This is a genomic window from Shimazuella sp. NTD250 (assembly GCF_059510375.1).
In genome coordinates, this window is the sequence record NZ_JCAJZS010000007.1 from 123,968 (window position 1) to 148,976 (window position 25,009).

General features: G+C 41.5%; 29 protein-coding genes. 25 read left to right on the forward strand and 4 right to left on the reverse strand.

The annotated features are described in order from the left end of the window. Positions 1–23: 23 nt before the first annotated feature. A complete protein-coding gene (locus tag AC5WOF_RS16485; protein ID WP_496051044.1) occupies positions 24–788 on the reverse strand; it encodes an alpha/beta hydrolase in 765 nt (254 codons plus the stop codon). Positions 789–990: 202 nt separating this feature from the next. After that, entirely contained in the window at positions 991–2,250 is a 1,260-nt protein-coding gene (locus tag AC5WOF_RS16490) for a helix-turn-helix domain-containing protein (RefSeq protein ID WP_496051045.1), read from the reverse strand. A gap of 349 nt (positions 2,251–2,599) precedes the next feature. Between AC5WOF_RS16490 and AC5WOF_RS16495 the strand changes: the two genes are divergently transcribed. The 15 genes from AC5WOF_RS16495 (at position 2,600) to AC5WOF_RS16565 (ending at position 19,011) form a co-directional block, all read left to right on the forward strand. After that, on the forward strand, positions 2,600–2,827 hold the full coding sequence (locus AC5WOF_RS16495) for a hypothetical protein (RefSeq protein ID WP_496051046.1): 228 nt from the start codon (positions 2,600–2,602) through the stop codon (positions 2,825–2,827). Continuing rightward, positions 2,815–3,132: a hypothetical protein gene (locus AC5WOF_RS16500; RefSeq protein WP_496051047.1), complete on the forward strand. Its 318-nt coding sequence runs from the start codon at positions 2,815–2,817 to the stop codon at positions 3,130–3,132. Before AC5WOF_RS16495 ends, AC5WOF_RS16500 begins: the two co-directional genes overlap by 13 nt. Positions 3,133–3,216: 84 nt before the next feature. After that, positions 3,217–3,972: an oxygen-insensitive NADPH nitroreductase gene (nfsA, locus tag AC5WOF_RS16505; protein ID WP_496051048.1), complete on the forward strand. Its 756-nt coding sequence runs from the start codon at positions 3,217–3,219 to the stop codon at positions 3,970–3,972. Positions 3,973–4,127: 155 nt separating this feature from the next. After that, complete coding sequence (locus AC5WOF_RS16510; protein WP_496051049.1) at positions 4,128–4,376, forward strand: YlmC/YmxH family sporulation protein; 249 nt, start codon at positions 4,128–4,130, stop codon at positions 4,374–4,376. Between the two features lie 79 nt (positions 4,377–4,455). Next, a complete protein-coding gene (dpsA, locus tag AC5WOF_RS16515; protein WP_496051050.1) occupies positions 4,456–5,352 on the forward strand; it encodes a dipicolinate synthase subunit DpsA in 897 nt (298 codons plus the stop codon). After that, positions 5,349–5,951: a dipicolinate synthase subunit B gene (locus tag AC5WOF_RS16520; protein WP_496051051.1), complete on the forward strand. Its 603-nt coding sequence runs from the start codon at positions 5,349–5,351 to the stop codon at positions 5,949–5,951. Before dpsA ends, AC5WOF_RS16520 begins: the two co-directional genes overlap by 4 nt. 64 nt (positions 5,952–6,015) lie before the next feature. Further along, a complete protein-coding gene (locus AC5WOF_RS16525; protein WP_496051052.1) occupies positions 6,016–7,056 on the forward strand; it encodes an aspartate-semialdehyde dehydrogenase in 1,041 nt (346 codons plus the stop codon). A gap of 2 nt (positions 7,057–7,058) precedes the next feature. After that, complete coding sequence (dapG, locus tag AC5WOF_RS16530) at positions 7,059–8,279, forward strand: aspartate kinase (protein ID WP_496051053.1); 1,221 nt, start codon at positions 7,059–7,061, stop codon at positions 8,277–8,279. Between the two features lie 14 nt (positions 8,280–8,293). Then, the gene (dapA, locus tag AC5WOF_RS16535) at positions 8,294–9,169 is read left to right on the forward strand and encodes a 4-hydroxy-tetrahydrodipicolinate synthase (protein ID WP_496051054.1); all 876 of its coding nucleotides are present in this window, start codon (positions 8,294–8,296) and stop codon (positions 9,167–9,169) included. A 288-nt stretch (positions 9,170–9,457) separates the two neighbouring features. Then, the gene (locus AC5WOF_RS16540) at positions 9,458–11,173 is read left to right on the forward strand and encodes an MFS transporter (protein ID WP_496051055.1); all 1,716 of its coding nucleotides are present in this window, start codon (positions 9,458–9,460) and stop codon (positions 11,171–11,173) included. Between the two features lie 132 nt (positions 11,174–11,305). After that, the gene (locus AC5WOF_RS16545) at positions 11,306–13,075 is read left to right on the forward strand and encodes an MFS transporter (RefSeq protein WP_496051056.1); all 1,770 of its coding nucleotides are present in this window, start codon (positions 11,306–11,308) and stop codon (positions 13,073–13,075) included. A 196-nt stretch (positions 13,076–13,271) separates the two neighbouring features. Next, on the forward strand, positions 13,272–14,957 hold the full coding sequence (locus tag AC5WOF_RS16550; RefSeq protein ID WP_496051057.1) for an MFS transporter: 1,686 nt from the start codon (positions 13,272–13,274) through the stop codon (positions 14,955–14,957). 94 nt (positions 14,958–15,051) lie between these two features. Next, a complete protein-coding gene (locus AC5WOF_RS16555) occupies positions 15,052–15,246 on the forward strand; it encodes a hypothetical protein (protein ID WP_496051058.1) in 195 nt (64 codons plus the stop codon). Between the two features lie 98 nt (positions 15,247–15,344). Further along, complete coding sequence (locus tag AC5WOF_RS16560; protein ID WP_496051059.1) at positions 15,345–17,066, forward strand: MFS transporter; 1,722 nt, start codon at positions 15,345–15,347, stop codon at positions 17,064–17,066. Between the two features lie 277 nt (positions 17,067–17,343). Continuing rightward, positions 17,344–19,011, forward strand: a complete 1,668-nt coding sequence (locus AC5WOF_RS16565; RefSeq protein ID WP_496051060.1) for a ribonuclease J — start codon at positions 17,344–17,346, stop codon at positions 19,009–19,011. Positions 19,012–19,021: 10 nt separating this feature from the next. Here AC5WOF_RS16565 and AC5WOF_RS16570 read toward each other — a convergent pair whose 3' ends face one another. Then, entirely contained in the window at positions 19,022–20,263 is a 1,242-nt protein-coding gene (locus AC5WOF_RS16570) for a tyrosine-type recombinase/integrase (protein WP_496051061.1), read from the reverse strand. Between the two features lie 254 nt (positions 20,264–20,517). On the opposite strand from AC5WOF_RS16570, the gene AC5WOF_RS16575 reads away from it, so the two are divergent. Further along, positions 20,518–20,727 (forward strand): hypothetical protein, encoded by a 210-nt coding sequence (locus AC5WOF_RS16575; RefSeq protein WP_496051062.1) that lies wholly within the window; start codon positions 20,518–20,520, stop codon positions 20,725–20,727. 1 nt (position 20,728) lies between these two features. Here AC5WOF_RS16575 and AC5WOF_RS16580 read toward each other — a convergent pair whose 3' ends face one another. Continuing rightward, positions 20,729–21,106, reverse strand: a complete 378-nt coding sequence (locus AC5WOF_RS16580) for a helix-turn-helix domain-containing protein (RefSeq protein WP_496051063.1) — start codon at positions 21,104–21,106, stop codon at positions 20,729–20,731. Positions 21,107–21,353: 247 nt separating this feature from the next. Between AC5WOF_RS16580 and AC5WOF_RS16585 the strand changes: the two genes are divergently transcribed. From AC5WOF_RS16585 to AC5WOF_RS16625, 9 genes are all read left to right on the forward strand, one after another. Further along, positions 21,354–21,554 carry a helix-turn-helix domain-containing protein gene (locus AC5WOF_RS16585; RefSeq protein ID WP_496051064.1) on the forward strand — a complete coding sequence of 67 codons (201 nt, stop codon included), beginning with the start codon at positions 21,354–21,356 and terminating at the stop codon, positions 21,552–21,554. Positions 21,555–21,573: 19 nt separating this feature from the next. Then, positions 21,574–21,786 (forward strand): hypothetical protein, encoded by a 213-nt coding sequence (locus tag AC5WOF_RS16590; protein ID WP_496051065.1) that lies wholly within the window; start codon positions 21,574–21,576, stop codon positions 21,784–21,786. 57 nt (positions 21,787–21,843) lie between these two features. Then, positions 21,844–22,677, forward strand: a complete 834-nt coding sequence (locus AC5WOF_RS16595) for a hypothetical protein (protein ID WP_496051066.1) — start codon at positions 21,844–21,846, stop codon at positions 22,675–22,677. Between the two features lies 1 nt (position 22,678). Further along, a complete protein-coding gene (locus AC5WOF_RS16600) occupies positions 22,679–22,867 on the forward strand; it encodes a hypothetical protein (RefSeq protein WP_496051067.1) in 189 nt (62 codons plus the stop codon). Positions 22,868–22,947: 80 nt separating this feature from the next. Further along, positions 22,948–23,139 carry a hypothetical protein gene (locus tag AC5WOF_RS16605; protein ID WP_496051068.1) on the forward strand — a complete coding sequence of 64 codons (192 nt, stop codon included), beginning with the start codon at positions 22,948–22,950 and terminating at the stop codon, positions 23,137–23,139. 40 nt (positions 23,140–23,179) lie between these two features. Beyond that, positions 23,180–23,458 carry a hypothetical protein gene (locus AC5WOF_RS16610; RefSeq protein WP_496051069.1) on the forward strand — a complete coding sequence of 93 codons (279 nt, stop codon included), beginning with the start codon at positions 23,180–23,182 and terminating at the stop codon, positions 23,456–23,458. Continuing rightward, on the forward strand, positions 23,458–24,006 hold the full coding sequence (locus tag AC5WOF_RS16615; protein WP_496051070.1) for a hypothetical protein: 549 nt from the start codon (positions 23,458–23,460) through the stop codon (positions 24,004–24,006). Before AC5WOF_RS16610 ends, AC5WOF_RS16615 begins: the two co-directional genes overlap by 1 nt. Beyond that, the gene (locus tag AC5WOF_RS16620; RefSeq protein ID WP_496051071.1) at positions 23,921–24,778 is read left to right on the forward strand and encodes an ATP-binding protein; all 858 of its coding nucleotides are present in this window, start codon (positions 23,921–23,923) and stop codon (positions 24,776–24,778) included. The genes AC5WOF_RS16615 and AC5WOF_RS16620 overlap by 86 nt, the downstream gene beginning before the upstream one ends. Continuing rightward, positions 24,775–24,963 (forward strand): hypothetical protein, encoded by a 189-nt coding sequence (locus AC5WOF_RS16625; protein ID WP_496051072.1) that lies wholly within the window; start codon positions 24,775–24,777, stop codon positions 24,961–24,963. The genes AC5WOF_RS16620 and AC5WOF_RS16625 overlap by 4 nt, the downstream gene beginning before the upstream one ends. The last annotated feature ends 46 nt before the right edge of the window (positions 24,964–25,009 follow it).

Below are 25,009 nucleotides of genomic sequence, written 5' to 3' on the forward strand. Positions count from 1 at the left end.
AGCCACCATCCGAGACCGCAGTTCTACACTACATGGAAGAACTGCAGGATTTCATTGACGATGAGCAATTGCTCTTCTTTGTTCGGGGTGTGTCGATCACCTGCAAGGATGATCGAGTCTGACTTCTCCCGAATACGATCAGGAAGACACTGCAAGATGGCCTTAGCACTCTCCACCTTAACAGAGGGGTCCTCTTCGAAGTTGAACAAGAGAACCGGGAAAGTGACGTCACAAAGAGCACCCATCCCCATTCGGATGACTCGGACGAGCTCCCGCACACTCTTGAGTGCGACGTACTGATTGGAGCCTGATTCTCCCCCCTTGTGGAACAACCGTCCCCCCATGAAAGGGAGGTTTGCCAAATTGGCAAGCTTCAGGAAGTAGGCGTACTTATTGTTGAGCTTCCCCTCGAATGGAGTGCTGATCATGGCAACTCCTGCCAGCTTCTGAAGCCCTGTTTTTGTCTCTGCTTGCTTCAGAGCAGCGAGGATCGAGAGGTATGCGCCCATCGAGTGTCCGACGAGGATAATGCGGTCTACACTTTCCTGCTGGTTCAAGAGTTGATAGTGGGTTGCTACCCTATTTACCCAGTCGGTTGCAGTGTACCGAGCCAGAACCCTAGCCTTGAATCGCTCTTGGAAATCATTGGAGCTTTCGATGTCTTCCGGGTGACCAGGAAGCTGGACAGCTGTGTACCCAATTCCTCGACTCTCGAAGCGAGAACCGAGATCTGTCATCTTCTGATGGCTTGCAGTAAAGCCACCTGTGAAGAGGATATGAGTGCTCATCTTTGATGAATCCTTCGGTCTCAGATGCCCCTTGTGGGGCAAGTGTAGCTTTATTGTACCAAATAGCATCCAAGTTAACGATGCTCTATGTAAAAAAATGAAGTAATCAAAAACCGTTTCCTTTTCATCACGAAAGGGAAACGGGTGGAATGATTTCAGTCTCCAGATGGATGAGTCCCATAACGCATCAAGAATCCTCCTTTCAGGATATCTTGCTACTAAAAAAATACTCTTTGGAGTATTTAAGATAATTCTCATTATCGCCGAGTAGGAGGTAAACTTGTGCAAGCCCAGAGAGGGTCTCAAGTTTTGTGGGATGATCAACTGCGTGTTGCAGTACCTCCTTATAGTAATGAATCGATTGGTCGTAAGAAGTATCTAGTTGATAGGTTTTTGCAAGATGTAGCATTGTTTTGGTGTATTCTAACATGTTATTCTGTTTATTCGCAATCCTAATCGCCTTCTTCAAAATTTTTTGTGAAAGGTGGTATTTTTGTTGATCTTGATAGAGCACCCCAAGATTTAGGTAAGCTTCCAAAATAAGTTGATGGCGTTTGGAGATGATATCTTCTAAACCAATAGCAGTTAACAAGCATTTTTCTGCGTGTTTTAGGTAGTTATTCTCCTTATATATATTGGACAAGGTAATATATAACTCTAGTTGTCTCTCGTAGTTATCGTTGATAAGTGCTAGTTCTAAGCCTTTTTTTGCACAAGCAAAAGCTTCTTCTATCATTTTGATTTTTAAGTTTAATTCTGCTTGAAAATCATATATGCCGATAATGGTATCCATGTCCAAATCAAATGAATCTGCTTTTATTTGTTTGATTGTTTTCAAAGCTTCTTCGGTTCTGCCTAAGTTGTATAGGTAAATAGAACGATTGGATAATAGGGTAGTGTATAAATACTTACGTTCTCCGTTTCTATCAAAAGATGTCAGCCCATCATTGGTAAATTGTAAGGCTTGAGCGTAGTTTTGGTTGTGAAATGCAATGAGGGCCAAATGATTTAAGCAATATGGTTTTAAATTCGTACTAGTAGAGTCAATTTCTCTATCTAAGTTTTTCAGAGATTCTTTAAAATAGGTTGTTGCTTTTTCATTTTGATATAACTTGAAATAGCATCGCCCCTTTAAAAAGTCGAGTAATGAACCTTGGTATTTATCTGGCAGTTGACTTAGTTTTTTTAGTACGGCCGCAGGGTCGCGATTGATTTTATTCTCTAGTGTTATGAGATCTAGATATCTTTCTTCTTTCTCCTCATGTTCTTGTTGTGTGAGTTCGGAAAGATGAATATCTAGTTTTCGTAGGAGGTAGTTTATTTTAGTAGGATTTCGAGAAATGCCTCGTTCGATAGAGGACAAAGTTGCACGAGGGATATATTGATCAGCTAAATCATCTAATGTCATTCCTCTTTCTTTCCTTACCTTACGGATATAAAAACCAATTTTTGGAATATCCAAAATGAACCACCCCATTCTCAAGGTCTATCTATTTATAATCATTAAATTATGACTAATTGTCAATTTGGAAATTATCATAAAGTATGAGAATTTAGCATTCAAATATAATTTTTCAACCTGTTTCTTCTCGAATTACCATAATGAATAAAAGAATTATCTTGTTTTTGTAATATATTGAATTTGCATTTTCTAGCTCTTATACTAAAGATAAGGGCTAGAAATGACTGGATTCATCTTAATTTATTCGCATTTTTATGGATTTCCTGAAAAAAGCAAGTTTTTTTGGGGATGAGATTATTTCTGCTAGTTGAAGTTGGTTTTGTAAATTAACTTCAGAAGGGTGAGAATTATGGGATGTAAATTTGAGAAATTCCAATCGGTTCCAAAAAAGAACCTGAGAAACAAAGAAGTCGAAATGCATCTTATGAATGGTGAAACCATCAAATTATATCTTCTAAATACAGAAATCTTCGATATGGCAAATGGGAGTGTATTTGTAGTAGGGAGAACGATCGATGTTGTATCTCTAGATGAAATAATTTTGCAAACGATAGAGGAAAAGCATTGGAAGCCATAAAATATCTAGCTTGGCATTTGCTCCATTCATGTGAAGATATTAATCTCCATGAAAAATTAACATCGTTTCCTCCCAATGATCGAAAGCAAATTGTCCAACTTATTCAATGGTGCCTACAAAATGGAAAAAAGATACAAACACTACTGACGCAAGCACATCTCAATGATATTACCTCTATTTTGCAATATGGGGAAGATGAAGAAGTAGAAGATTTTCACTTTCATTTAACAATGTATGTATTTACATTTGGTATGGAAATGATGAAAGGTCAGATTGATGATATGCTAGAGGCAAAAGAAGATTGAATTCTGTTATGATACAATTGGAAATGATAAGTAGAAATACCACCAAACGGTGGTATTTTAAATTTCTGAACTGGAGCTAAAAATATGAATGAAACGATAAAAAAAATCTTAGATCATAGATCTATCCGTTCTTTTTTGGAAAAAGAATTAAGTGAGGAGCAGATCAGACTGATTGTAGAAAGTGCACAAGCGGCTTCTACATCCAGTTTTGTGCAAGCTTATTCGATTATTGGGATAAAAGATCCCGCCAAGAAAGCCGAGTTGGCAAGATTGGCAGGAAATCAAGCATATGTAGCGAAAAACGGTCATTTTTTTGTTTTCTGTTTGGACTTACACCGTTTGCAGTTAGCTGCTCAGATAGAAGGTATAGAGGAAAGAAGAATTTTAGAAAGTCTTGAATCAACGGAATTATACACAGTTGGTGTTGTCGATGCTACCCTGGCAGCACAAAATGCATCTCTAGCAGCTGAATCCATGGATTTAGGTATTTGTTACATTGGAGGATTACGTAATGCACTATATGATGTAACAGCTCTGTTAAAAACTCCAGATCATGTAGTCCCGCTTTTTGGATTATGTGTCGGCTATGTAGATAAGCGCACAGATAAAAAGCAACGTTTGCCAATGGAAGCGATCTATCATGAGGAAGAGTATCAAACAGATGAAAAGATCAATGAACAACTTCATTCCTATAACCGTGATATTTCCGATTATTATAAGCAAAGGACAGGCGGCAAGAGAGAAGATCGGTGGACAGAGATGATGGCAAATAAGTTGACAAATGCTCAAAGGTTATATTTGAAACAATTTCTTCATGACAAAAAGCTTCCTCTAAAGTAATGGTGGTAACTTAAATTTAGAAAGCCTAGCGATTTTAATTTAAGAAGCAAACAAGGAACCAACGATCGTTGGTTCCTTGTTGATTTACGCATTCTTTTCAGCCTACTTCTGAACTCCTCTAGTGTCCCATAACTTAAGAGTAAGAGGTGAGAGGAATGAGATGGAGTAAGTTTGTGGAAAAAGAGTGTGTCAATATGGATACAGGGGAGAAACTAGGAACTTTTCATCGTTCGGATCTCGTGATAGATCAGCAGACAGGGGAAATACAAAAGATTATATTGCCACTTGGTAATTCCATTTTCCGGCGAAATACACCTGAGTTGTCCTTAAGTTGGTCTACGATCCAAAAAATAGGTCCAGAGCTTGTTATTGTTCAACAGCGGGTGCATTCTTCTGAATCTTAAATGTAAAAATAGGCAAATGGGTAACAGGCAAAGCCCCAGAAGAATATAGTGCACCATGTGGGGAAAGGGGTTTGAGCGGATGCTTAAGGATAAACATTTTATTTTTATCGGTGGAGATGCAAGACAACTCGAAGTGATAAAAAGTTTTATCAAGATGAGAGCAAACATAACACTCATCGGTTTTGACAACCTACAAACTCCACTTAGCGGTACGATGCAAAAAGAGTTTGAACCAGCGATATTAGCACGAGCTGATGTTGTAGTCCTTCCGATTATTGGAACCGATGACAAAGGGGAAGTAAGTAGTATATTTACTACAAAGACACTTATTTTAACGGAGGAGCATATGAAGGCACTACCAAGCCATGCCACGATTTTCACAGGCTTGGCAAGGCCATATTTGAAAAAATTATGCTCTAAATATCAGATCCCCTGTGCAGAGTTAATGGAAAGAGATGACGTCGCTATCTATAACTCCATTCCGACTGTGGAGGGAGCATTGATGATGGCAATTCAAAACACAGACATAACGATCCATAATTCCAACACCTTGGTCCTTGGTTTAGGAAGAGTAGGGATTACTTTGGCTCGTACTCTTCAAGCCATAGGAGCCCAGGTGAAAATGGGGATATCCAATTCTGCGGACTATGCTAGGGCCTTTGAAATGGGAGTAACTCCTTTTTATCTACATGAGTTGGAAGATTATGTAGAGGAAGCTGAACTTATTTTTAACACTATTCCAGCCCAAGTGTTGACGTCATCTGTATTAGCTCGTGTACGCCACGATGTTGTAATGATTGATATTGCTTCGAAGCCTGGTGGAATTGATTATCATTATGCAGAAAAAAGAGGCTTAAAAGCAATTTTGTGCCCGAGTCTACCTGGTATCGTAGCACCTAAAACTGCTGGTAGAATCATCGCAGCGACGATTCATCAGTTGATAATGGAAGAGATCGCCGAGGAGGTAGGACAATGAGTTTAGAAGGGAAAACAATCGGATTTGGATTAACAGGTTCTCATTGTACTCATGATGAAGTACTTCCGCAGATGGAAAGACTCGTTCAACTCGGAGCTAATATTATTCCGATCATGTCTCATACTGTTGCTAATGTAGACAGCCGCTTTGGAACAGCAGAAGATTGGAAGAAAAAAATAAGAGATATCACAGACCGTGATCCTTATACGACGATTCAAGAAGCAGAACCGTTAGGTCCTTCAGGTATACTAGATTGTTATATTGTGGCTCCGTGTACAGGAAATAGCCTAGCAAGACTAGCCAATGCCTTAACAGATGGTCCTGTACTTATGGCTGCTAAAGCTATGATGAGAAACCACCGTCCTGTTATTTTGGCGATTTCAACTAATGATGCGCTTGGATTAAATGCAGCTAATCTCGCTAAATTACTTGCAGCCAAAGATATTTATTTTGTGCCATTTGGGCAAGATGCCCCAGAAAAGAAACCAAAATCGTGTGTTTCACGAATGGATTTAATCCCAGATACATGCTTGGCTGCGATGGAAGGAAAACAACTTCAACCATTACTAGTTGAAAAATATCGCTACTTCCCCTCATAATAGGAAATAGCAATAATTAGTCCCCATCTGGGGACTTACCCTTTATTTGTAGGAGGAAAAAGTTGTGACATATACCGTAGCTGTTGTAGGAGCGACTGGAGCAGTAGGACAACAAATGATACAATCCTTGGAAAAGCGTAAATTTCCGGTCGGAAAATTAATTCCACTAGCTTCTGCGAGATCAGCTGGAGGAACTGTTCAATTTCAAGGAAAAACAGTTACTGTATTAGAAGCTACACCAGATTCATTTGAAGGTGTAGATATCGCTTTGTTCAGTGCTGGTGGTGGAGTAAGTAAATTTCTCGCCCCTGAAGCAGTCAAACGTGGTGCTATAGTAATAGATAATTCCAGTGCATTCCGAATGGATGAAAATGTGCCTCTGGTAGTTCCAGAAGTGAATCGGGAAGCATTATCTGATCATCAAGGCATTATCGCCAATCCAAATTGTTCCACTATCCAAATGGTTGTTGCATTAAAACCTTTACAGGATAAATATGGATTAGAGCGTATTATCGTTTCTACGTATCAAGCGGTATCTGGTGCTGGTTCTCAAGCAATTGAAGAGTTGCGTGCTCAAGCGGCAGCAATGCTTGTTGGGGAAGAGCCCGTATCCAATCTCTTACCAGTAGGGAAGCTGGATAAACATTATCCTATCGCTTTTAATGCAATCCCTCAAATTGATGTAGGGATGGAAAATGGTTTTACTTTTGAAGAGATGAAAATGGTACAAGAGACAAAGAAAATATTGGGCGATGATAACCTTGGCATCACACCTACTTGTGTTCGCATTCCTGTTTATAGAGGACATAGTGAGGCGGTTTATGTAGAGTTGAATGAAAACTATCAGCTTTCGGATGTTCGCTCTCTATTAGAAAATTTCCCAGGAATCATTGTGCAAGACGATCTAGATCAACAAGAATATCCAATGCCACTAGATGCCGCAGGGTTCGATGAAGTATTTGTTGGGCGTTTGCGCAGAGATCTAGCACATCCAAAAGGGCTCAACATGTGGATTGTATCGGATAATCTGTTAAAAGGAGCAGCATCTAACGCAGTACAAATCGCCGAAGCATTAGTAGAGGATCAACGAATAAGAAGGGGTTAAGTATGAAAGTTATCGTACAGAAGTTTGGAGGTACTTCTGTTGCAACACCTCAAATGAGAGAGCGTGTGTTGTATCATATCCAACAAGCATTAACAGAAGATTATCAAGTAGTGGTTGTCGTTTCAGCTATGGGGAGAAAAGGAGAACCATACGCAACAGATACACTGTTAGAATTGACAAAAGGAGAACAACTGGAGAACCTCTCCTCACGAGAAAGAGATCTGTTACTCAGTTGTGGAGAAATCATTTCAGCCAGTGTATTGAGCAGTTTACTTATCCATCATGGAATCGAGAATTGTGTGCTCACTGGTGGACAAGCGGGCATTATTACCAATAACCAGCATAATAACGCACAAATTGTTTCTTTAAATCCGAAACGACTCCAAGAGGAGTTAAATCAAGGAAGAGTTGCGATTGTAGCTGGTTTTCAAGGCCAAACAGCAGATGGTGAGATTACCACTTTAGGTAGAGGTGGAAGTGACACCACAGCGACGGCACTTGGAGTAGCTTTAAATGCCGAGTATGTAGACATATTTACCGATGTGGATGGAGTACTCACCGCTGATCCACGAATTGTAGAAGAAGCTACATCTTTAGAAATGGTAACCTACACCGAAATGTGTAATCTTGCTTTTCAAGGGGCTAAAGTGGTTCATCCTCGTGCAGTAGAAATTGCTATGCAGACGAATGTTCCTATTCGAGTGAGGTCTACCTTATCGGATGGGATAGGGACGCTAGTTGTAAGCAGGCCAGAACGAGTTGGGTTGACGGAAATATCCGATCGTCTTATTACGGGTATTACCCAAATGCCTAATGTTACACAGATTCGGATTCCTACACAATCTGACAATCTTGATCTACATTTAGATGTTTTTCGTCTGATGGCTTCAAAGGGGATCAGTGTCGATTTTATCAGTGTGACTCCAAGTAGTATCGCATATACGGTTAGTGATCCACTTGGTGATTTAGCGAAGTCTCTACTGATGGATATCGGATTAGAACCTGAACTGTATCCATCTTGTGCGAAAGTTTCGGTTGTAGGAGCAGGAATCGCTGGAGTACCAGGAGTAATGGCAAAGATATTAGAAGCATTGACAGAAGAAGATGTCAAAGTGCTTCAATCAGCAGATTCCCATACGACTATCTGGGTACTAGTACCAGGGGATGATATGATTAAAGCGATACGTGCTCTACATCGGAAGTTTGAACTTCATAAATACTAACGGAGGTTAAAATCATGTTATTTGGACGTCTATTGACTGCAATGTGTACTCCGTTCACACCAGATGGAGAGATTGATTGGGATGCTCAGGGTGCTCTCATTGAACACTTAATTCAAACGGGAACAGATACGATTGTTGTATCTGGCACCACAGCAGAATCTCCTACTTTAAGTAAAGATGAAAAGTTAGCCCTTTTTTCTTTTACTGTAAAAAAAGTAGCAGGTAGAGCGAAAATAATCGCTGGTGTTGGAAGTAACAACACTGCTGAAACGGTTCAATTCACCCGTTTAGCTGCTGAAACAGGTGTAGATGGTGTGATGGGAGTCGTTCCTTATTACAATAAACCATCACAAGAAGGGATCTACCAACATTTCGCGGCTATTGCAAATGCAACCGAACTACCAGTAATGTTATACAATGTTCCGGGTAGAACCAGCGCAAACATGACTGCCGAAACGATGATTCGTTTGTCAGCATTAAAAAATGTAGTAGCGATTAAAGAAGCGAGCGGAAATCTCTCTCAAATCACAAAAGTCATCTCTTCTGTACCAGATGATGTTGTCGTATATAGTGGAGATGATAGCTTGACTCTTCCAGTACTTGCAGCTGGTGGAGATGGAATTGTAAGTGTTGCAAGCCATCTGATTGGTTTGGAAATGAAGGAAATGATCGATGCTTATTTAGCAGGAGATGTCCGGAAGGCTGCAAAGCTGCATCAACGCTATCAACCTGTATTTGAAGGGATATTTCTAACTTCGAGTCCATCACCCCTCAAATATGCTTTAGCGAAAAAAAGATTAATCCATCCTACCGTTCGGCTTCCTCTTGTAGAAATGACAGAAGATGAAAAACAACAAGTTGATCGTTGGTTTCACGAACTTGTTCAATAATAAAATGCTAAAAGATCCGTGCTGCACAATCTATACCCTTCTTTCTTTTGTAGAGAGAAGGGTACAGTCCGTTTAAGAATTATATTCTGAACATTCAAATATAAACAAAGGGCAGGTTTTTTGATGGGAATGGAATTTTTTAGATGATCGCGGTATAGATAAACTAGCGATCACTAGCCCCCTCTTCGAAACAAGAGGGGGCCGGTTTGTTTGATTCATATCTTTTGCATATAACTTGAAGATTAAGTAAAATAAAAAAAGCAATCCATCCAATCCTTGGAGTTTTTAATGTATAACAGATATTGCAAAGCAGCAGGACTGGCATTTCTCATCCTAGGTCAGGTGCTCGCTGTTTCTGTGATTCTCACCGTTATCGCCCAGTCGCTCCATATTTTGTTGAGCGTGGAGGGTGTCGGTCTTGTCATGACATCCTATATGACGACGGTGATGTTTGGGAAACTTTTCTTTGGAAAGTGGACCGACCGAGTAGGAGAGAAACGCCTGCTCTTGTGGAGTCTGCCTCTCATGGCAGTTACACTTTGTGGGTATCCTCTCACGATGGGGAACACACCGGCGATGGTTGTGGTCTCCGTGTTGTATGGGATTACCTACGCCCTTGTCACCAATACGGTTTTTCTTGTGACGAGGAGAAATGTGAAAGAACGTCACCAAGCACGGGTGAGCGCACTTGCTGGTGCATGCATTAATGTAGGATCTGGACTGGCTGCGCCTGTTGCCCTATGGCTGGTACACACCGTTTTCCTCTGGCAAGTTGTTCTTGCAATGGGACTTTCCGCTGTTGTTCTGGTATTCACAGGAATTGCCTTTATCGACAATGTCTGGGCTTCCTTGGTCCAGAAAGTGCGAAGCTGGAGTCGTTGCTGGTTTGCTTTGTCCCATACAATAAAGGTTGTAAACAAGGATGCCTTTCGCCTTGCTCTACCAGGACTAGGGATGAATGCGGTTTATTTGTCCTTCCTGACATGGTTTGCAAATTATTGGACAAAGCAGCCAGACATGGTGCTGTTTGTGGCGAACATCGGGAATGCTGCAGTGGCACTGACGGTAATGCCATGGCTCGCGAAACACCCCAAGGGCTACTTTCCTTTGATGGGAGGCAGCAACTTGATCATGGGAGTTAGTTTGCTCCTGATCTGGAAGGGGGACACCTTTGCCATCATGATCCTTGCTGGTACTCTGATCGGAATCGCAATTTGTGGAAACAGCCTAGGTATCACAGAAGCGATTATTCGAAGGGTGAATCCAGCACATTATGGCAGTGCTATGGGGACTTCTGGCTTCATGCTGCAACTAGGTAATGTGATGGGCACAGCATATTCCAGTGTGATGTGGGGCAACTTTAGGAGCTACATGTGGCTCACGATGCTCCCTCTGCTTATGCTCTCCTTCCTCACTCTTCTTTTCATTGGAAAGAAGGTCAGCGAAGTGTATGAAACTAATGAGATCAATACAGTCCGTGAGATTCAACAGCCACTTGCAGGAAAAGTAATCGTTTTTGCAGGCGAACCATCTCCGAAGCGGGAAATGAAGTCTCATATCCGAGATGTTGAAGAAGCACTACTGTATCTAGAATTGGTGAAGTTAAAGAACGGTGTTCTTCCTGTTCTGGAACCGATTCGTAAACTGCAGCAGTTGTTTTTGGACCTCTTGCAGGAGCTCAGTTCAGACGAATTGAGAGACTTCGCATTTGAATTGTATTATCCCAATCCAGTAACAAATATCACTGGGATTGGTAAGCTTCATGAATACGCACTAAAGTACAGCAGAGAAACTGCTCATTACATTTATGACAATGAAGGTGTCTACTCAGAAGAATTTACATCTCCGGCTCCTTATGCAACCCCCATAGACGGGTATGGTACTTCGAAAAAGCGCAGTATTTCAGAGCTGCTAGCTGCTGTTCATGCATTGAACGCGGTGGACATCTCGGAAGTAGTGGAAGCATATGAAAAAGAAAAATCCACTGCTTTTTTAGTCGCATAACACAGATATAGTGCGATCACCGGCCCCTTCTCCAACGAGAAGGGGCCAGTTCGTTGTTTCATACATTTTGCATATAACCTGAAGATTAAGTAAAATGAAAAAAAGACTTCCATCCAACCATTGGAGTTTTTCGTGAAACAAAACAGTTCCAGAGTACCTACTTCCAAAGGAGTAGGACTGATCCTGCTGATCTTGGGACAGGTGCTAGCAGTTTCCATGATCATCACCGTTATCGCCCAATCGCTCCATATTTTGTTGAGTGTGGAGGGTGTCGGTCTTGTTATGACATCCTATTTGATGACGGTGATGTTCGGAAAACTTTTCTTTGGAAAGTGGACCGACCGGGTAGGGGAGAAACGCCTGCTCTTGTGGAGCTTGCCCCTGATGGCAGTTACACTCTGTGGGTATCCTCTCACCATGGGGAACACGCCGGCAATGGCAGTGGTTAGTGTGCTGTATGGGATGACCTTCGCACTCGTCACTAATACAGTTTTTCTTGTGACTCGCAGAAGTGTGGCTGAGCATCATCAAGCACGTGTAAGCGCCCTTGCTGGTACATGCATTAACCTAGGAACAGGGCTGGCTATGCCTGTCGCCCTAAGGCTAGTGCATACCGCTTTCCTTTGGCACGTAGTCGTTGCAATGGGAATTTCCGCTGTTGTCTTGGTATTCACAGGAATTGCTTTTATCGACAATGCTTGGGTTTCCTTGGGACAGAAAGTGAGAAACCTGTATCGCGGTCTGTTTGCTGCCGAGGGTGTCAAAAAGGTTGTGAGCAAGGATGCTTTTTTCCTAGCACTTCCAGGGCTGGGCGTATATGCTGCTTACATGTCTTTTTTGACATGGTTCACCAACTACTGGTCGAAACAACCTGATCTCGTACTGGCAATGGCAACCTTGGGGAACGCTGTCGCAGGACTGACAGTAATGCCTTGGTTTGCGAAACACCCCAAGGGCTATTTTCCGTTGATGGGAAGCAGTAACTTGCTCATGGTTGCGAGTGTGATCTTGATCTGGAAGGGTCATTCTCTGCCCATCATGGTCCTTGCTGGAACCCTAATTGGGATCGCAATCTGTGGAAACAGTCTGAGCATCACAGAAGCGATCAGTCAGAGGGTAAACGCTGCGCAACAGGGTGCAGCGTTTGGAACATCTGGCTTCATGCTGCAACTAGGTGGTGTGATTGGCACAGCATATTCCAGTGTGATGTGGGGCAACTTTGGGGGCTATATGTGGCCTATGATGATTCCGCTTCTCACGTTGTCTCTTGTCTCACTCTTTTTCATCTGGAATAGGAGTAGTATAGTGAATGAAAACGATGAGCAGCACAAGTCAATTGATCTTGCTTATGTTAAAGGATTGGCTGCTGGATGTTTGGCGCTTGGAGATAATGAGGAGTATTGGCACGTAACCAGAGTCATTCATGATCAAGACAAATCAGGTTCATCCCTAGAGAACAAGAGATCGACGATCGTGAATGTAAAAGACGCACTTATTTACTTGGAGATGGTGAAGCTACAGGACAGCCAGCTTCCTGTCAATGGTCCTATCATTCAACTGCAGGAGTTGCTTTTGCAACTTTTGCAGGAGCTCGAACCAGACGAATTGCGACCGTTTGCAATGGTTATGCATAGCCGTTTCAACAATGTAATCGAAATTGGTGAATTGCATGCGTATGTACTAGAAAGGGTTAGGGAACAAGCTAAATGGTCTCATGACCATGGTGGAAGCGAGATCATTGAGGAAATGGTGACCAACGGTGGCTCAATGATGCATTTCACTCCACCTAAGTACCGCATCCCGGATCTACTTAACGCTGTTGGATTGTTGGGAGTTGTAAACATCTCAGAAGTAGTGGAAGCTTACGAAAAAGAAAACCCCACTGCTCTTGTGATCGCGTAACATATAGAAAAAGGCGATCACCAGCCCCCTCTAATAAAAAAGAGGGGGCTGCTTCGTTTCTCGGATTTTTTCATAGAGGATGGAATATCGCTGAAAAGCAAAAATGGGGCTGTTAGCACCTGTATTTTTTTGCTTAGATGCGGAATATTAAGTAAAATGAATAAAAGAGAGAGAGATATCATCACTTGGAGAATTCATGAGAAAGTTTCTAGGCTTTGTTCTGTTGATCGCAGGACAAGTCATCGCAGTTGCCGCGATTCAAGATGTGCTTGCTCAATCCCTGCACATCAGACTGGATACAGAAGGATCCGGTGTCACTACTACAGCCTATCTGATCTCGGTTATGCTGTGTCGGCTCTTCTTCGGAAGGCTCAACGACACAATTGGAGAGAAGAAGCTGCTGTTGTGGAGTCTGCCGTCTATGGCAGCAATCCTCTGTTTGTACCCCTTTGCAACACATAGTACCATTGTGCTCACTGTAGTACGAGTAGTGCATGGGATGTTCTACGCCCTCGTAGTAAATTCGATTTTCCTTGTTGTGAGGAAACGTGTTGCATATCGTCAAACTCGTGTGACAGCTATTAGCAATGCAAGCATTTACTTGGGATCTGGTCTTGCGATTGCTGGAGGAGTTTGGCTAGCTTCGACTACATTCCTCTGGCAAGTAGTTATTGCTTTGGGAATCGCTGCAGTTGTCTTGGTATTCACAGGCCTTGTCCTTTTGGACAAAAATAAAAAAGAGCAGCAAAGTGATCCAGTCGTACAGGTCGAGCAGTCTTTCGTCACCTATGTAAAAGGGATGATGAATAAGGATGCTTTCTTCCTTGCGCTCCCTGGACTAGGTATCAATGCTGCGTATGTGTCCTTTCTGACTTGGTTTGCAAACTACTGGTTGAGGGAACCTGGACTAGTATTGGCCTTGGCAACAGCAAGCAATGCAACCTTGCACCTAACAGTCATGTCTCGATTGTTAGATAATCACCGGAAAGAATTTTATTTTCCTGTGATTCTTGGCAGCAATTTGGTCATGGTGCTGTGTCTTGTCACGATCTGGTGGGGAGATTCTCTTCTGCTCATGCTGCTAGCCGGAGTTTTGATCGGGATTGCGCTGTGTGGGAACAATTCTTGTATCACAGAGACCATCAGCCAGAATATTCCCAGAACTAACCATGGTGCAGCGTTTGCTACTTGGGGCTTTATGCTTCAACTGGGTAGTGTGATCGGAACAGCATATTCCAGTGTGATGTGGAGTTATCTGAGAACGGACATGTGGCTCACCGTGATCCCTCTGCCCCTGCTGTCTCTCGCTTCTCTTCTTTTTATCAAGAAGGGCGGTGACAGACTCCATGAGAAACATGTCCAGTCGATGATTATTCGAACCAAGCGGAGTATAGCTTCGTCGGCAAGTTGGGGAGAGCATAATGCAAATTATGTGCTACTGTTAGATCTCCAACGTTTGCAGAACGGAAAAACTCGATACCCGGTTTATCCAGAAGCATATACACCATCTTTCGTAGAGAAATTTATGAAAGAACGAGAGATACGTCAGAGACTAGATTGGGAGACATTCAATAATATAGAACTGGCTCTGATGTTGCTGGAAGCCGTGAAGCAGAATCAGCCTAACCTTCCAGTGGATGGTCGTATCCTGCAAAAGCAGAAGTTGCACCTGCAACTCCTGAAAAAGCTGGAACCCGAGAGACTGAGAGGAGTTTCGCAGGGCTGTAAGCCCGATGCAAAGGTATCAGAAATTCATGTATCTTTGATAAAGCGTTTTGGAGGAGATACAGTTAGGTCGAGAATATGCAACCTTTCTGAACTACTTCTCGCTATTGTACTGCTTGACTTTGTAGAGCGAGAAGAAGTACAGAAGCCTACATGAAGTTTGTGAGGACATCGGTTGCCTCTTGATAGATAAATAGAGAGCAATCAATGGACCCTCTTCTCAAGTTCAACTTGAGAAGAGGGTCAGTTCGTTGTTAAAACTTTTAGATAAAATAGCACTTATAAGAAAATACTTGTGGCTTGAGCACCCTCTTTTCACACAGGAAGAGGGTGGTGTTGTTATTTATGGTTTAGCCAGTTGTAAAACGTTTTTTGTGCACAACAAAAAAGAGGAGACTTTTACGTTTCATGAAAATGAGAAAATCATCTCGTATGTCATCACTTAAATGCAAAATGAAGCTGTTAGCACGTGTCTTTTTTTGCATAGATGCGGAATATTAAGTAAAATGAATAAAAGAGAGAGATATCATCACTTGGAGAATTCATGAGAAAAATCCTAGGCTTTGTTCTGTTGATCGCAGGACAAGTCATCGCAGTTGCCGCGATTCAAGATGCGCTTGCTCAAGCACTGCACATCAGATTGGATACAGAAGGATCCGGTGTCACCACTACAGCCTATCTGATCTCGGTTATGCTGTGTCGGCTCTTCTTCGGAAGGCTCAACGACACAATTGGAGAGAAGAAGCTGTTGCTGTGGAGTCTGCCGTCTATGGCAGCAATCCTCTGTTTGTACCCCTTTGCAACACATAGTACCATTGTGCTCACTGTAGTACGAGTGGTGCATGGGATGTTCTACGCCCTCGTAGTAAATTCGATTTTCCTTGTTGTGAGGAAACGTGTTGCATATCGTCAAACTCGTGTGACGGCCATCAGCAGTGCAAGTCTTTACTTGGGTTCTGGTCTTGCTATTGCTGGAGGAGTTTGGCTAGCTTCGACTACATTCCTCTGGCAAGTAGTTATTGCTTTGGGAATCGCTGCAGTTGTCTTGGTATTCACAGGCCTTGTCCTTTTGGACAAAAATAAAGAAGAACAGCAAAGTGATCCAGTCGTACAGGTCAAACAGTCTTTCGTCACCTATGTACAAGGGATGATGAATAAGGAGGCTTTCTTCCTTGCGCTCCCCGGACTAGGTGTCAATGCTGCATATGTGTCCTTCCTGACTTGGTTTGCAAACTACTGGCTGAAGGAACCTGGACTAGTATTGACCGTGGCAACAGCAAGCAATGCAACCTTGCACCTAACGGTCATGTCTCGACTGTTGGAAAATCGCCGGAAAGACTTTTATTTTCCTGTGATTCTGTGCAGCAATATGGTCATGGTGTTGTGTCTTGTCATGATCTGGTGGGCAGATTCTTTTCTGCTCATGCTGCTAACCGGAGTTTTGATCGGGATCGCGCAGTGTGGGAACAATTCTTGTATCACAGAGACCATCAGCCAGAATATTCCCAGAAGCAGCCATGGTGCAGCGTTTGCTACTTGGGGCTTTATGCTTCAACTGGGTAGTGTGATCGGGACAGCATACTCCAGTGTAATGTGGGGTTATCTGCGAGCGGACATGTGGCTCATCGTGATCCCTCTTCCCCTGCTGTCCCTCACCTCCCTTCTTTTTATCAAGAAGGGAGGTGACAGACTCCATGAGACATATGTCCAGTCGGCGATTACTCGAACCAAGCGGAATATAGCTTCGTCGGCAAGTCTGGGAGATCATGATGCAAATTATGAAGAACTGCTATATCTTCAACGTTTGCTGAATGGAAACACACGATATTCGGTTTATCCAGAAGCGTATACACCATCTTTCGTAGAGAAATTTATGAAAGAACGAGAGATGTGTAGGAAACTAGATAAGGAGAACTTCGAAAATACAGCACTGGCTCTGGAGCTACTGGAAGCGGTGAAGCAGAATCAGCCTAGCCTTCCAGTGAATGGTCGTATCCTGCAAAAGCAGGAGTTGCACCTGCAACTCCTGAAAAAGCTGGAGCCAGAGCAACTGAGAGGCCTTTCCATTACGCTGGGCTGTAAGCCCGATGCAAAGGTAACAGAAATTCATGTATCTCTGATAAAGCGTTCTGGAGGAGATACATTTGGGTCGAGAAAACGCAATCTCTCTGAACTTCTTTTCGCTATCGTACTGCTTGACTTTGTAGAGCGAGAAGAAGTTCAGGAAGCCTACATGAAGTTTGTAAGGACATCGGTTGCCTCTTGATAGATAAATAGAGAGCAATCGATAGGCCCTCTTCTCAAGTTCATCTTGGGAGGAGGGCCGATCATTTTCCGATGAATAGAAACGGACGTAAAAAAATCAACTTTGATCTAATTACTACCAAATACCTAAAGATGTTTTTGTTCGCTCTATTTGTGACATTTTCGTTTTTCTAAGTTGTTATCTTGCATAGGCTTTTTCAATTCGTATATAATGAATACCAAGTGAGATTTGTGCGGTTATAGGGTGAACAACAAAAATTATATAGGAGGTAAGTTTTTTGACAAAGAACCAGCGAGGCAAGTTGCATATATTTGCTCTCGGTGGGTTGGGTGAAATCGGAAAAAATATGTATGTTGTCCAATATGAAGACGACATCGTAGTAATTGATTCAGGACTGATGTTTCCTGAGGAGGATATGCTGGGGATCGACATCGTTATTCCAGACATATCTTATCTCATCGAAAATCAAAGCAAATTAAGAGGCATTATTCTTACACACGGACACGAAGATCATATCGGTGGATTAGCCTATATTTTAAAACAAATCAAAGCACCAATTTACGCTACACAACTCACAATGGGGCTAATCGAACACAAGCTACGGGAAGCACATGTACATGATGTGAAACGTCATGTGATATCCAATCAATCGGAAATTCAACTCGGTCGGTTAAAAGCAAGTTTCTTCAACACCAATCACAGTATTCCTGATTCGGTAGGAGTATGCATTGATACACCAGAAGGATCGGTCGTACATACTGGTGACTTTAAGTTTGATATGACACCTGTTAACGATAATAATTGTGATTTTCATAAAATGGCTGAGATTGGGAAACGAGGAGTACTCTGTCTGTTATCTGACAGCACAAATGCAGAGCGTGCAGGATTTACAGGAACGGAACGTTCTGTCGGAGAAAGCTTGATGGAGGTTTTCCGGAAATCCAAGCAGCGTGTTATTGTCGCTACTTTTGCTTCCAATATTCATCGGATTCAACAAGTAGTAGATGCTGCATATCATCATGGTCGCAAGCTTGCAGTAGTCGGCCGGAGTATGGTAAACGTAGTAAATATCGCATCTGATCTAGGTTATCTCGATGTTCCAAAAGATTTAATCATTGAGCCAGATGAGATCAATCGACTACCAGCTCATCGGGTTGCTGTGATCTCAACAGGTAGCCAAGGTGAAGCCATGTCAGCGCTTACGAGAATGGCAAATGCATCTCATCGGAAGATCGAGATTCTTCCTGGAGATACAGTTGTAATCGCTGCTACCCCGATCCCTGGAAACGAAAGAATGATTGGTCGTACCGTTGATCAGTTGTTCCGAATCGGTGCAGATGTAGTTTATAGTGCGACCTCACATGTCCACGTGTCCGGACACGGTTCACAAGAAGATCTGAAATTAATGCTCAATTTAATTCGTCCTAAATATTTTATTCCGATTCATGGTGAGTACCGGATGCTCCGTGCTCACGCCCAATTAGCCGAGTCTGTCGGTGTGAAAACCGATAATATTTTTATTTGTGATAACGGAGATACAGTAGAAATTTCAGGTGGTAAAGCGAGATACGGTCCCAAAATTTCAACAGGCAAAGTTTTGATTGATGGACTTGGTGTTGGAGATGTAGGTAATATCGTATTACGAGATCGTAAGCTCCTTTCCCAAGACGGCATTTTAGTTGTTGTTCTTACCCTAAGTAAAGCTAACGGAACCATTTTATCTGGTCCAGATATCATCTCCCGCGGATTTGTTTATGTACGTGAATCAGAGAGGCTTCTAGAAGAAGCAAACACCGTTGTGAACCAGACAATGGAAAAATGTATGAAAGATCAAGTAAGTGAATGGGCATCGCTTAAAACGAGTATTCGTGACTCATTAAGCAAATTTCTCTACGAACGCACCCGCCGCCGTCCTATGATCTTACCAATAATTATGGAAGTATAATCGACACTCACTAAACGAGAGCCAATTTTCCTTGATATATAAGGGGTTTTGGCTTTTCGTTTTTGTTTAAAACCTCATTTGACCACATTTTGACCACATAAGATTTACACGCTTTTAAACCCTCTCTTTTTGACTCTAATTTTTTCATAGCTTGATCAAAATTTTTAGCAAGATCTTTTTGCATATCAGGAAGTACATGGCTGTACGTATCTAGTGTAATCCCTACATTGGCATGCCCCAAGCGTTCAGAAACGACTTTCGGATTCTCACCAATTAACAGCAAAGTTGTGGCATGCGTATGTCTCAAATCATGAAAAGAGATGGGGGGAAGGTTATTCTTTTTGATCACATACTTCATATCACGATTGATATCAGCGGGATCAATTGGTCTTCCTAAACCACTTGCAACAACTAAATCATTATCCTTATATGCATTCCCGAATTTTAGTTTGAGTTCATTTTGAAGTGCTTTATGTTTTTTTAGACACTGAACAGCAAAACTAGGCAATGAAATGGTGCGTTTTGATCCTTTGGTTTTCGGTTCCTGAAATACAAGTCCTTCTTTTACTTTGGATAATGTTTGGCTTACGCTTAATCTTGCGTTTTCAAGATCGCAGTTTTTCCATTTGAGTCCAAGAATTTCTCCTTTTCTCATCCCAGTATAGATTGCAAGGATATATGCGATAAAAAATCTCCTGCCTTGTACAAAGTTTATAAATTGGTTCGCCTCTTCCATTGACCAAACCGTAACATTTCGAGTAGGGATACGAGGGGCTTTGATAAGTGGAGCAATATTCTTAGGTATGTACTCCCATTCTGCAGCTGCTTTTAATATTTTACTTATTACAGCGTGAATGCTTTTAATGTAGCTTGCTGAATATCCAGCTTTTAATTTTTTACTGTAAAATTTTTGAATTGTTAAGGGTTTTAAATCGACTAGTTTTATATTTCCTAACTCGGGAAGAATGTGTTTATTAATCACTGTCATTTGGAATTGATAGGTAGATGCCCTTACTGTGTGAACGGAATGATTCTCCATAAATTCGATAATAAATTGCCCATAAGTCATTGTAGTTGGTTCTTTATAGCCCTCATTTTCAATCTGTGAAATTAGTTCAGCACACGCTCTTTCAGCCTCTTTTTTTGTTTTAAATCCTGTTTTTGTTTTTTGCTTTCGTCTGCCTTGTTCATCGAAGCCGATATCCAAAGTAAAAGACCATGTTTGTCCTCTTTTGCGATAATAGCATTTCAAAGTTCACTTATCTCCTTTCATATCAACTATAATCACAAATGTAAACATATGTTCTTTTTATGTCAACAAGATTATTTAGCTTATTAATTCGGAAAATATAAATTTTGTACATGTAATTTTAATACTGTTTTTATGTGTTATAATAATTAAACCATATAAGGGATCATTTGTTCTGTTTATAGCAGAAGAGTAAATTATTGGATTATGGTGAAAAGAATCAAGCGAGTTGATCTTTTGAACGAGGAGCTAGAGGTATGATTTTGAATAGAGAAGATGAGAACGAATCTCTAGAAGAGACATTAATGAGGATGAAGAAGAAGGTGGGAATAGAGAATATTTTTAATGTGAAGGGATTAGTTCAAACACTCTATGTAGAAAAAAGATTGACAATATCTGAATTAGAGGAAGTGCTTTTTGTTCAAGATTTAATACATACACGATTACAGAAAAACAATAATCAGTGAGCTAATCCTGATCTTTCGATTCTCTTATTAAAACAGCTTGGATAACACGTTGTATCATTTTTCTTTCTTCATCAGTCAAAGGGTGACCATCCCAATGTGCTTTAGTAGAACGATCAACTAAGGCTTCTTTCAAATCTAACTCTTTTTCATCATCTTCCGTGATATAACCAGCTACATAAAAAACTAGCTTTCGCTTAATATTAAGTCCATCAGCAATCTTAGCTAATACATTAGCGGAAGGATTTGTTTTTTCACCTTTTTCAATCCTCGACAAATAACCTTGATCTACTCCTGATCTTTTTGCCAACTCGGAAAGGCTTAGTTTTTTCTCTTCTCTTTTTTGTTTAATGTATTGACCTAACCTCAGTTCATTCTTCATTTTATTTTAATCCCTTCTATTTCATCATCATTAGTATTTTAACTTACTTTCATGCATACAGACAATCTAATATTGCATATTGTGAGATTTAAGACATATCTATGCTTTTAGACAATTTTTATCGCAAATATATTGTCTAAAAGCTTTTGTTTTGCTATCATGTCCTTAGACATAGTTAAAATCGGTTTTCTGATAGAATTGCGATTATAATTATATGTCTAAAGACAAATAGAAAGGTGTGTAACACTTGAATCAGCATGACTATCCATTAATACTAACCGCAAAACACTTATCTGAAATTTTATCAGTCTCAAAAAGAAAGGCTTATGAAATCATGGAATTTGAGGGTTTTCCCTTGGTTCGATTAGGAAGATCCAAGCGTGTTGGAAGAGATGCATTTTTTACTTGGCTGGAAAACAAAGAAATGAGCCGTAAAAATGTTAGTTGAACGAAAGGGAGGTGATGAGTTGGAGATAAAGGATATTCGAAAAATCACAGGTTTTGTGGAGGATGGTGTAGCCAAGGTACATGTTCATCTAAGAGGCAATCCGGCAGAAGTCCTAAGAATACTTCGATTATTACCTGATTTACCAAATGTTCTCGGTATTGGTCAGTATGATCCCATCGCTAGACAAGCAAAAAAGCCCGCTGGATCAGAGCGAGCTTTAGGTAAAGCTTAGAGATGCGTATAGGATATCACGAAAGATGTTCTATAGGCAAATAAGGAGAGCGAAAAATTGAATAATCTACCCATGCAACTAGTAAATGCAGAGGTTGTCCCACCTGCCAGCATGATAACACCAGCAGGTTCGATTGATCAGGCGATTGAGCAGTTTGAACTGTATCAAGAATTAAAACTTCGATTGGGTACACCGGATGACTTCCAACAAATTGGAAACAAAAAACATCCGAAGAAGAGCTTTGTTCGGAAAGTACAGCGGTTTTTCAATGTATCCTGCGAGATTGTAGAAGTTATGCCTTTTCACGATGAAAACGGACAAGTGATTGCTTGGTTGGCAAAGGCAAGAGCAGTGCATCTTGGGACAGGAGCTTTTCAAGAAGGGGATGGAGCCTGCTCCTATGAAGAGAAAACGTCTGAAGATCCTATAAAAGAAAAAAGGCTCCGTACGATCCATAATGTTCGCTCACATGCGGTTACAAGAGCTAAGAATCGCGCCATATTGGATTTGGTTGGCTTTGGAGATGTGAGTGCAGAAGAGATCAATATAGGAGATGGGGATTTCTTACTACAAGAAAGTGGCTCTAAAACAAACTATCCATTGATGGGACAAGCAACTACCAATCAACGGAAAGCCATCTTCGCCATTGGGAAAGAAAAAGGCTTAACGAAAGATGAAGTCAAAAAGGTGAGCCGATTTCAAACCAAAAAAGAAAGCACACAGGAGTTAACCAAACAAGAGGCAAGCGACCTGATCAATCTCTTAAAGGAAGCAATATATCCAGAGTTGATCGAGATGGTGAAAGCAGTAGAACAGATAGAGAGCACCATAGGGGACACATTCGACGATCAGTCCCTTTCAGTAGACATAGAAACAGGGGAGATGATCTAGAATGGCAAAACCATACTTAATAGAAGAGTCTCTCAAACACGACTTGGATGACTTAGATCACTATATGAGAAAAATCAAGCAGGTATGGACAAATGGCTGGACGGTTTACGAGACGCGCCAGTCCATAGAACAAACAGTGAGAATGATGGAGCAAACCATAGAGAAGGCCAGAACCAAAATCAACATCTAGGCGACTAGCATATTACCCAAAGTCGAAAAACTGTTCATCAGTTTGATCAATCAATCTAGAGGAAAACAAAGGAGAGCATCATGAGGAAGTTTGCCGTTCGATTCAGTGAAACCAAAACAAAAGGCATGGACAAGCTCCAAGTCGGGGATCAGATCGTGATTGCTTCTGGATTGGAATGTACCATTCTGGAAATCTTCCTTTATCAAAGTCGTAAAGTATATAAAACAGATCGCATGGGTTTGGTGTATGCAGATGAATTAGAGGGGCGATAATTTCGCCCTTTCCCTATATAGAAAAGAAAGGCTGAACAGAATGAACTACATCAAAGAGTTGAATGCGTTTCGGGATTGGAGCATGTTGAACTGTTCTTCTACAGGTCAAGTTGCATTGTGGTACACCTTAATGTCGATCAACAACTGGACTGGGTGGCAGGAATGGTTCTCTACGCCCAATCTAACGCTTCAGCTAATGACTGGATTGTCCAGAGGTGGATTGGAGAATGCAAGAAGTTCTTTGATTCAGCAGGGAAGAATTCAGTATAAAAAAGTCGTTCCAATCAAGCAGGGTCCTACAAGATTATTCCTCTCTTAATGAGTGACTATCAAAAAGTAGGCACAGAAGTGAGCACAGGAGCAGGCACACCAGCAGGCACAGAAAAAGCCGAACCCGATGCACAGGAAAAGCCGATAAGCAGGACATTAAATAAACCAAACAAAACCAAACCAAACAAAACTGAAAAAGAAAAACAACAAAAAGAAAAGTCTCTTCTTTTGGCTACGCAAGTAGAGCAAATTTGGAGTCACTATGTGCAGATGTTTAAGAGTTTCTTTCCTCGAAAGCTGACTCTTACACCCAATCGCAAAAAAGCCATCCAAGCACGCCTGCAGGAAGGGTATTCCGTGGAGGAGATATGCCTTGCGATAAGCAATATCCGGAAATCTCCTTTCCACTGTGGGCAAAATGACGGGAATAAATTCTATGCAGATATCATCTTTATTTGCCGAGATGGGGGCAAAGTGGAGGAATGGATGAATCACCGAGGAGGAGCGCAGCATGGGAAATCTAGCAACGATACAGGAACGGATCAAGAGAGTGAGGATGGAGTGGTCATCCAATTTGGCAAGTATGCCCGAACATGAGCATTTAGCCTATGACTGCCCTATTTGCAAAGATCAGGAATGGATCATTGATCCTCAAAATCCTTGGGTAGCCACACCATGCCTTTGTGCCAAGCAAAAACAGCTTCACCGGAGGATACAGAATGCATTGATCCCAGAAGAGTTCGAGGAGGCACATTTGGATAATTATCAAATAACCTCATCTATCCAGCAACAGCTATTTCAAACGGCGAAGCAGTTTGTTGAGAATTTCTCCAAGATTTCGCAAGGACGTCAAAACAGCATGGGAATGGTTGCAGAAGTAGGGGAAACGCAGATTAAGCGTATCCCCGACCTCAAACAGCGAGCCACGTTGATCCAAAAATACAACAGTTATGGACTAGGGAAAACCCATCTTCAGATCGCGATTGCAAGGGAGCTTTTACAACAGGGAAATGTAGTGCTATGTATTTCCGATGTAGTATTTATGCACGATCTTGCTCAAGCCAAGCGATATAACGATGAAGGTGCTGTATTTTATCGCCTATTGGGTGGTGTAATCGAGACCGAAGTTCTAGTCTGGGATGATATCGGCAAAAGCAAATACACGGAAGCAAAAGAAGAATTGTACTACCGCATTATCAACGAAAGATATCGACAAAGAAAACCAATTCTTTTTTCCTCCAACGAAGATGAACTTACTTTGTCAGAGCGGATTGGCGAAGCAGCTTTTTCTCGGCTTTACAGTATGGCGAAAGATTACTTTGTGAAAGTAAAGGGTCCTGATTATCGAGTAGAAGGGACTCGCACATGAGTACAGCTTTGATCAGGCAGTTAGAACGAACTCATTGCCGAAAACAATCTCGAAAAGTATACCTTGCTTTGGAGGAACTAGATTTTACATGGGATGAACGTGAGATCACACAGTTTGAAAACCTATGGCGAGAAGGGATTAGCCTCTGGGACATTGCAAAGAGCTTTGGACGTGATCCAGAATGAAGTATTGATTTTAGCCATAGATCTAGGGAGAAGAGGAATCATACAC

Coding starts and splice junctions, on each gene's coding strand:
- AC5WOF_RS16485 (WP_496051044.1), bottom strand. CDS start 788: ATGAGCACTCATATCCTCTTCACAGGTGGCTTTACTGCAAGCCATCAG.
- AC5WOF_RS16495 (WP_496051046.1), top strand. CDS start 2,600: ATGGGATGTAAATTTGAGAAATTCCAATCGGTTCCAAAAAAGAACCTG.
- nfsA (WP_496051048.1), top strand. CDS start 3,217: ATGAATGAAACGATAAAAAAAATCTTAGATCATAGATCTATCCGTTCT.
- AC5WOF_RS16510 (WP_496051049.1), top strand. CDS start 4,128: ATGAGATGGAGTAAGTTTGTGGAAAAAGAGTGTGTCAATATGGATACA.
- dpsA (WP_496051050.1), top strand. CDS start 4,456: ATGCTTAAGGATAAACATTTTATTTTTATCGGTGGAGATGCAAGACAA.
- AC5WOF_RS16520 (WP_496051051.1), top strand. CDS start 5,349: ATGAGTTTAGAAGGGAAAACAATCGGATTTGGATTAACAGGTTCTCAT.
- dapG (WP_496051053.1), top strand. CDS start 7,059: ATGAAAGTTATCGTACAGAAGTTTGGAGGTACTTCTGTTGCAACACCT.
- dapA (WP_496051054.1), top strand. CDS start 8,294: ATGTTATTTGGACGTCTATTGACTGCAATGTGTACTCCGTTCACACCA.
- AC5WOF_RS16540 (WP_496051055.1), top strand. CDS start 9,458: ATGTATAACAGATATTGCAAAGCAGCAGGACTGGCATTTCTCATCCTA.
- AC5WOF_RS16550 (WP_496051057.1), top strand. CDS start 13,272: ATGAGAAAGTTTCTAGGCTTTGTTCTGTTGATCGCAGGACAAGTCATC.
- AC5WOF_RS16560 (WP_496051059.1), top strand. CDS start 15,345: ATGAGAAAAATCCTAGGCTTTGTTCTGTTGATCGCAGGACAAGTCATC.
- AC5WOF_RS16575 (WP_496051062.1), top strand. CDS start 20,518: ATGATTTTGAATAGAGAAGATGAGAACGAATCTCTAGAAGAGACATTA.
- AC5WOF_RS16580 (WP_496051063.1), bottom strand. CDS start 21,106: ATGAAGAATGAACTGAGGTTAGGTCAATACATTAAACAAAAAAGAGAA.
- AC5WOF_RS16600 (WP_496051067.1), top strand. CDS start 22,679: ATGGCAAAACCATACTTAATAGAAGAGTCTCTCAAACACGACTTGGAT.
- AC5WOF_RS16605 (WP_496051068.1), top strand. CDS start 22,948: ATGAGGAAGTTTGCCGTTCGATTCAGTGAAACCAAAACAAAAGGCATG.
- AC5WOF_RS16610 (WP_496051069.1), top strand. CDS start 23,180: ATGAACTACATCAAAGAGTTGAATGCGTTTCGGGATTGGAGCATGTTG.
- AC5WOF_RS16615 (WP_496051070.1), top strand. CDS start 23,458: ATGAGTGACTATCAAAAAGTAGGCACAGAAGTGAGCACAGGAGCAGGC.
- AC5WOF_RS16620 (WP_496051071.1), top strand. CDS start 23,921: ATGGGAAATCTAGCAACGATACAGGAACGGATCAAGAGAGTGAGGATG.
- AC5WOF_RS16625 (WP_496051072.1), top strand. CDS start 24,775: ATGAGTACAGCTTTGATCAGGCAGTTAGAACGAACTCATTGCCGAAAA.